8 protein-coding genes are annotated in these 7,657 nt (G+C 41.1%); 3 read left to right on the plus strand and 5 right to left on the minus strand.

The features are described 5' to 3' along the window. Positions 1 to 972, minus strand: a 972-nt coding sequence (locus tag PHN32_08110; GenBank protein MDD3777553.1) for an NAD(P)/FAD-dependent oxidoreductase, incomplete at its 3' end; no start/stop codon positions are given. Between the two features lie 189 nt (positions 973 to 1,161). Then, positions 1,162 to 1,920 (minus strand): SDR family oxidoreductase, encoded by a 759-nt coding sequence (locus tag PHN32_08115; GenBank protein MDD3777554.1) that lies wholly within the window; start codon positions 1,918 to 1,920, stop codon positions 1,162 to 1,164. Between the two features lie 190 nt (positions 1,921 to 2,110). Between PHN32_08115 and PHN32_08120 the strand changes: the two genes are divergently transcribed. Next, entirely contained in the window at positions 2,111 to 3,028 is a 918-nt protein-coding gene (locus PHN32_08120; GenBank protein ID MDD3777555.1) for a DMT family transporter, read from the plus strand. A 191-nt stretch (positions 3,029 to 3,219) separates the two neighbouring features. Then, complete coding sequence (locus tag PHN32_08125) at positions 3,220 to 4,011, plus strand: SDR family oxidoreductase (protein ID MDD3777556.1); 792 nt, start codon at positions 3,220 to 3,222, stop codon at positions 4,009 to 4,011. A 33-nt stretch (positions 4,012 to 4,044) separates the two neighbouring features. Here PHN32_08125 and PHN32_08130 read toward each other — a convergent pair whose 3' ends face one another. Beyond that, entirely contained in the window at positions 4,045 to 4,608 is a 564-nt protein-coding gene (locus PHN32_08130) for a cyclase family protein (GenBank protein ID MDD3777557.1), read from the minus strand. Positions 4,609 to 4,872: 264 nt separating this feature from the next. Between PHN32_08130 and tig the strand changes: the two genes are divergently transcribed. After that, positions 4,873 to 5,955 (plus strand): trigger factor, encoded by a 1,083-nt coding sequence (tig, locus tag PHN32_08135; protein ID MDD3777558.1) that lies wholly within the window; start codon positions 4,873 to 4,875, stop codon positions 5,953 to 5,955. Positions 5,956 to 6,049: 94 nt separating this feature from the next. Here the strand turns inward: tig and PHN32_08140 are convergent, their stop codons facing one another. Together PHN32_08140 and PHN32_08145 are read right to left on the minus strand one after the other, a co-directional pair. Beyond that, positions 6,050 to 6,727: a peroxiredoxin gene (locus PHN32_08140; GenBank protein ID MDD3777559.1), complete on the minus strand. Its 678-nt coding sequence runs from the start codon at positions 6,725 to 6,727 to the stop codon at positions 6,050 to 6,052. A 228-nt stretch (positions 6,728 to 6,955) separates the two neighbouring features. After that, a partial coding sequence (locus PHN32_08145) for an EAL domain-containing protein (GenBank protein ID MDD3777560.1) occupies positions 6,956 to 7,657 on the minus strand: 702 nt, incomplete at its 5' end.

The raw sequence follows: 7,657 nt of genomic DNA on the forward strand, positions 1-7,657 counted from the left end.
ATAAGCATAAAGTATAACGCTGGGATAGGTGGGAACCTGGCTTTGGGCCCAATCCAGCTTGGAGTCGGTAGTAAAACCTTCATCCACCAGCTTGCCGTAAAGGTTCCATACTGTTCCAGAGTAAATTATATGGTCTGCATATATTTTTTCGCCAGTATGCAATTCTAGCCCTGCCGGCAATTTTTGGTCAAACATGATCCTGGTTACTTCTTTTTCCAGCATCATGTCTCCCCCATTTTCCTCTATGGCCTTTTCCAGTTTCCCGGTAAGGAATATAGTGGAGCCGGCAGGATAGTAACTGCCTCCTATGTGGTTATCCACAAACATAACCGCCGCTAGGATGGCCGGGGACTCTTCTACCGTGGTATAGCAATAGGTAGAGGTAAGCTTATCAAAAAATTGAAATATTTCAGGATCCTTAAAATATTTTTTAAGCAGGCTCTTAGCACTTTTATTTAAGTAACTTATAAACCTGAGGTAATATAAAGGGTGCCTTAACAGGCTCTTTAAGGAACTGCCGGGATCTGTTTCATCAGGGGTAGTATAACTGGGGTTTTCCACCATTACCTTCTGATACATTTTTTCCAGATCAGAGTAAAACCTAAAAATATTATCTCTCTCTGCCGGAAATACCGTAGACAGTTCTTCTGCAAACCGGGGAATATCCGGCCAGAACCTAATCTTGTTTCCCTTAAAATTAACAGTGTAGAGTAATTCATGTTTTATGACTTTAACCGGTTCTTCCAGGCAGTTAAATACAAACCTATGGGCATTAAAACCCTTATCTCCAAAACCAAACAGCATTGCTGCCCCTTTATCAAAGGTAATGCCTTTTCTTTTAAATATTCCACAGGAGCCGCCGGGGTTATAGCTCTTATCTATAACCGCCACTTTCAGGCCTTTTTTGGCCAGAAGACTGGCTGCGGTTAATCCTGATATTCCCGCTCCTATTACTGCCACATCGTATTGCATATCAATTCACTTTCTCTGACAAAAAATAAAATAAGTTTTAAGGGCTTCCCCTAGGCTGAAAACCTGCACTTAATGCTTATATTAAGTTCTGAACCATAAAAATTAGCCTGGATAGGTCTAAAAACCAGTCCATTCCTATCCAGGCTAATTATCCTGCCATAACTTTAAGTATTTAGTAACCTTTATACTCTAATAAGCACCCCAGCCGCCGTCAGCAAGAACCACCGCACCATTTACAAAGCTGGAGTCCTGGCTGGCTAAAAATAGGGCTACGGCAGCAATTTCTTCAGATTTTCCCGCCCTGGGGTTGAGGTTCATGCCCAGGCTGGCCCTTTCCATGCCAAATTTGCTGGGCTCGGTTATGGTATCCCCTATATTGGTTTCTACCGCCCCTGGAGCAATAGCATTACACCTGATTCCCTGTAGGGAATACTGGAAGCCTATGTTCTTGGTTAATCCCACTATGGCATGTTTGGAGGCAGTATAGGCTGCGCCTGCCCTGCTGCCCCTAACTCCCCCCAGAGAAGCAATATTTATAATGTTGCCGCTTTCCTTTTGGGTAAAAATGCCCAGAGCTTTCCGGATAGCCATCATGGGGCCTTTAACATTTATGGCAAATACCTTATCCCACATCTGGTCAGTAACTTCTCCCGCCGGCATAAAATTGTCCATTATACCTGCATTATTTACCAATATGTCCAAAGTGCCAAATTCATTGACTGCAGTGTCTATCATCTGGTCTACATCCTGCTGCTTGGAGATGTCAGTAAGTAATGCAATAGCCCGGCCGCCATCGTCGTTAATAGCCTGAACTACCCTTTGGGCACCTTCCAGGTTAATATCGGATACTACCACCTGGGCTCCTTCTTTAGCAAACAGAACGGCAATGGCTTCTCCCATCCCGGAAGCAGCACCGGTTACTATAGCTACCTTATCTTTCAGTTTCATTTTATTTCTCCCTTTTTTAGGTATTTATTGATTATGTTGAGAAAATAATATTAATTTATCCCCATATATTCAAACAACTTAGAATTATCTATTTTTCTGATTTACTGCCTGAATTGAAACTAAAATTATTTGCATTTTTAAACATATATTGGTACAAATAAACAATACAAAAGTTAACAGTTGGCAAAAATTGAAAAAGAATTTTTTACGAATTGAATACTTCCTGATGATTATAGTCTCCTTTTTTTGGGCTATAGGCCATCCACTGGGAAGGATCGCTACACAAACCATTCATCCCCTGCAGATAGCTGCCCTTACCCTGGCCATTGGTTTTATAGCGGTGGCTATATTTTTATTGGTGACCGGAAAGTTCAAAAAAATAAAGCAATTGTCATCCCGCCATATATGGATATCTTTTGGGCTGGGAGTATTTGGATTTTTTTTCTACCAGATACTTACCTTTAGCGCCTTGTCTAAAATTCCTGCGTCCATTAATGCAGTGCTCATTTCCAGCAATGTGATATTTATTGCCATACTGGCCGTACCCATCCTTAAAGAAAAGATAGGTAAAAATATAATAATAAGTATTGTTTTGGCGGTAATAGGGGTAGTACTGGTAACCTTTAACCAGGGTTTTTCCCTGGGGGCAGGGTCTTCAGGTATAGATTTATGGGGCTGCCTGGACTCCCTGCTGGCAGCATTATCGTTTGCCCTGTATTCGGTTATCGGCAAGAAGCTGCTAACCAATAATGACCCCCTGATTGTAGCAGCCTTAGCCTTGTTTTCGGGGGCAGTGCTTCTAAACCTGCTAACTGGTTTTACGGTGGGGTACAGCCAGGTAATCGAGGCAGGATGGCCTACTATCGGCATCCTGGTATTGCTGGGGCTTACCATGATAGGAATAGCTTATCCCTTATGGTTTACCTGCCTTAAGAAAATGCCTGCTTCCCATGTCTCTGTCTACATTTACCTTACCCCTGTTTTTGCTGTAATACTTTCCCTTATAATACTGAAAGAAAGTTTCTCATGGTTGTTCTGGGTGGGGGCAGCTTTGATTTTAGCCGGTATTATAATAGCTAACAGGATGGAAAAGGCCAGCCGAAACTAAACAGCCAGGTATTACCTGCTGGCTAACTTTAATCTCCAGCCGGGTTTTAAATGGTAAAAAAATATTTTTTTTTAGTAAAAGCTTGGACATTTTTATATACCTGTTTATACCTTTCCCTTAAAGCCCGCCAGGCTAAGCCAAAGCCTGATATTAAATATAAACCACATTGATAATTATAATGGGGGTATTAATTGATTAAAAACATGAAAGATGCTTTCAGTGTAAAAGGTAAAAATGTGCTGGTGACCGGGGGCAACCGGGGAATCGGCCAAGGAATTGTGCAGGCCTTTGCCCAATCTGAAGCTAATGTGGCCATTATGGCCAGAGATGAGCAAAGGGGACAGGAAGTTATTGCAGATATTGAAAAATATGGCGGAAAGTATTTGTTTTTTCCTGGAGATGTTACCCGCAAAGAAGATTGCCAAAACACAATAGAGGCAGTAAAGGAAGAGTGGAAAAAACTGGACATACTGGTAAACAATGCAGGTGTTTGCAGGCATAAGAGAACTTTAGACCTGGGTCCTGATTTTAAAGACTGGTATGAGGTAATAGATGTAAACCTGCACGGCCTTTTTTTAATGTGCTATTATGCTGCTGAAATTATGAAAGAGCAGGGCGGGGGCAGCATTATAAATATTACCTCGATTTCAGCCCATATAGTAAATGTACCCCAGTGGCAGGCCTCCTACAATGCCTCCAAAGCAGCTGCAGAACATCTGGTAGAGAGCCTGGCCGTAGAATGGGCTCCCTACAATATACGGCTTAATTCCATTGAGCCTGGTTATACAGCTACTGAACTACTGGACCTGGACAATGAAAGGGTCCGGCAGTGGCACCAGTACTGGAGGCAAGCCTGTCCAACAGACCGCTTCCTTACACCCCTGGAGATTGGGGCCCTTTGCGTTTATTTGGGTTCAGATGCAGCCGATTACTGCCGGGGCTCCGTGTTTGAAATAGACGGTGGCTACCGCTTGCCGCGCTAGTTTGAAGTTGGTTTAGCAGGCCCATAAATTTTCTTAAATCTGGGCCACTACCCTACAGGGAAGTCCGGTCATTCCAGCATAGTTTAAGGGATAAGTATGGGCATTAAACAGGGCATGGGGCTGCGCAGCTAAAACTTGGGCCAAGTTGCAAAGGTTTTCAATAACGAATACTCCTTTTTGGGCACAGTGCTGATCCCAGGGAAGATGTTGTTTGCCCCTTCTCATTCCCGCAAAATCAAGCCCAATGATAGAAACAGGTATTTTAAGCAGTTCTTCTACCAGGTTTTCTGAAAGCTGCGGGTGCCGGGTAAAATAAGCTTTGCTGCCATAACCTGTATTCTCTAAAAAACCGGTATGGAAAGCAACAAACATTTGTGGCTCTATTTTTAAAATTTCAATATCATCTGTTTCAATATCCCTGTCTTTAACCCCGCTTACATCAAATACTACGGCCTTCCTCTGGGTGTAGCTTAAAGGAAACTCCTGGTCCATAACGTCAAAATGAGTCCCCAGGTGTCCATCGAATGATTTTTGCTCATTATGATGGGCATCTCTAATCATCTGGGGAGTAACTTTTAAGGTAATATCAATTAGCAAGGCTAATTCCTCCTTATAGAGCCAAAATTAAAATTTGTATTTAATCTTAAAAAAGTAATTAACTATTATTGGCACACCCCATAATTTTAATTTACTTGGCTGGCCTGTTCAAGCCTAACTTTCTAAATAAATCAATTATTGGTAATATGTAGAAAAATCACGGTTAAATTAGAATTTTATTTGCAAAATTTCCATATTTTTATCACAATCCTTGAGTGTAATTAAAAATAGCTTAACTTATATTTATAGATGGAGGCAGTTGTAATGAAAAAGATAAAAATGATTCTATTTTGCTTTCTGGCCGTTACCTTAACCTTTCTTGTGGTTATGGGTTGTTCAGGCCAAAAGGATTTTACTTATAGCCAGGGTATTGATCAAAATGGTTTTTGGAAAGGTATTAAGGCCCTGGAACATGTAGAGCTGGGAAAATATGAAGGAATATCTGTCCCCCCGGAATTCCATGTGATATCAGACCAATCAGTACAGGATGAAATTGATACCATCCTAGCTTATTATGCCACCGAAGAGCAGGTGACAGACCGGGCTATAGCCGATGGGGATACAGTTAACATAGACTATGTGGGCAGCATAAACGGGGCGGCTTTCGAAGGGGGCAATACTGGCGGCATGGGTACCAATGTTACCATAGGAGTGACTGAATATATTGATGATTTTCTAAAGCAGCTGATAGGACATAAGCCGGGTGAGACTTTTGATGTAAAAGTAACTTTCCCCCAAGACTATGGGCAGGAAGAACTAAATGGGCAGGATGCAGTATTTGAGGTAACAGTAAACTATATTGCCGAAATGTCTAATCCTGAGCTAGACGATGATTTTGTGGCTGAAAATTTAAGCCCCACCTATGGCTGGAACAGCATTGATGAAATGGAACAAAGTATTAGGGATGACCTGCAAAAAACTGCCGTATCCTATTATGTCCAGGATTATATTGTAGACAATTCCACCATAAATTCCCTTCCTGACTCCCTGGTAGAATACCAGGAAGGGTCATTGATTTATTACTACCAGAACTATGCCGAATATTATGGTGTTGAGCTGCAGGAATTTTTAGAGACCTACTTGGGAGTTGCTTCCACGGACCAACTGTTGGAAGATAATAAGGAGAATAATAAGGAAAACGCTGAATTCTTCCTAATTATCCAGGCAATTGCAGAAGATGCCGGTATATCGGTTAACGATGAAGATGTGGACAAATATTTTACTGAATTCTGGGAAACAGATGGTTATGCAGAGTTTGAAGAAACTTATGGGATGCCTTATCTGAAACTAACTACCTTGCATCAAAAAGTCCTAGACTATGTTGCTGATAAAGCTGTTTTGGAGTAATTTAGCCTGGCTTTATGATTAAATTATTTGAAGTAGAATTAATGGCAGAGGCATAATAGATAGTTTGCCTCTGCCATTACAATAATCTTGATGCCTATTTATTATCTTTCCTAAAGCACATGAACCAGTCCAGGCAGTAGGTACCCTCTTCCTTGCTTTCCATTCTTTCCTTGGCGGTCCCGCAGGAACCAGGAGGGGGAACGATGCAATCATCACCCGGTCTCCAGTCTGCAGGGGTGGCTACGCCATCTTTATCTGCTTTCTGGAGAGCCAGTACGATTCTCTTGATTTCATCAAAGTTTCTGCCGGTAGACAGGGGGTAATAAAGGATAGTCCTGATTATGCCCTTGGGGTCAATAACAAATACAGCCCTTACTGCCTGTGTGTTGGATTGTCCCGGCTGTATCATGCCATACTTTTTAGCCACATCCATCTTTATGTCTTCAATAAGCGGAAAGGTTACTTCCAGGTTTTTCATGCCTTTCCATTCCAGTTCCTGAATTCTTCTTAGCCAGGCTATATGGGCATACAGCGAATCTACTGATAGCCCTACCAGCTCGGTGTTAATGGCTTTAAATTCATCGATCATAGAGGCAAAAGTCATGAATTCTGTAGTACATACGGGGGTAAAATCGGCAGGATGTGAAAACAGGATAACCCACTTGCCCTTAAAGTCTTCAGGGAAATTAATTTCGCCCTGGGTGGTAACCGCCCTAAAGGAGGGAGCGGGCTCCCCTATTAAAGGCATTTTGTTTTGAGTTGTTTCTTCCATAGCTATTCCTTCTTGCTAATTATTAATAATCTGAGTATATCATCTACATATTATTAAGGGCAAATGTTCAAAATTTAGCCTTTTTAGCAATCCCTGTTATCTTCCGGACCTGCTTTGATACCTAAAAACTATAATAATTATCTTTTAGGTTTAAAACATTCCTTAGTCTGGCATTAACCGGACTTATCACTTTTTTAGCCCAAGATACCATTTAAAGGAAAGCCATTATTAATAATCATTTTTTTTGAGAAATTTAATGGCCGCTTCTTCGTCAAGAGGTTTAGAAATCAGGTATCCCTGCATTCTGTCGCACCCAGAACTCTGTAAATACTGTTTCTGTTTATCATGCTCTACTCCTTCTGCTATAACACAATGGCCCATTTTATGCGCCATGGAGATAATGTCACCGGCAATAGCATCCCCTGTATTAAGATCCATCAAGCTATCAATAAAAGATTTGTCTATTTTAAGGCAGTTGACCTTTAGCCCTCTAGCCCTGGCCAAAGAAGAGTATCCAGTTCCAAAGTCATCTATGGCGATATTGATTTTAGAATCTTTTAAATCACCTAAAACACGGTTTACTTCCTCATAATTTGAAGTAAACACCGATTCAGTAATCTCGAGGCTGATTTTTTCCGGACGGACCTGGGCTTCATTTATCTTAACAAACAATTTATCCCTGAAATCGAGCCTTAATAGTTGAATAGCAGAAATATTAATGGAAACAGTCAATAAATCATATCCATTATCTCTCAATTTATTTAAAAAATTTAAGGCCTTAATAATAATTTTATCGCCTAAGGGGATAATTAGTTTCGTTTCTTCAGCTATGGGTATAAACTCTAATGGTGAAACCACCCCTAATTGATTACTGTTTAACCTGGCCAAAGCCTCAAAACCACATATCTGATTGGACTTGAGATCTAAAAT

The sequence above is a fragment of the Actinomycetota bacterium genome, from assembly GCA_028698215.1.
Lineage (GTDB): Bacteria > Actinomycetota > Humimicrobiia > Humimicrobiales > Humimicrobiaceae > Halolacustris.

Bases quoted from the DNA above. Each gene is read 5' to 3' on its own strand.
- PHN32_08115 (MDD3777554.1), bottom strand. From the start codon at position 1,920: ATGAAACTGAAAGATAAGGTAGCTATAGTAACCGGTGCTGCTTCCGGG.
- tig (MDD3777558.1), top strand. From the start codon at position 4,873: ATGAAAAAGATAAAAATGATTCTATTTTGCTTTCTGGCCGTTACCTTA.
- PHN32_08140 (MDD3777559.1), bottom strand. From the start codon at position 6,727: ATGGAAGAAACAACTCAAAACAAAATGCCTTTAATAGGGGAGCCCGCT.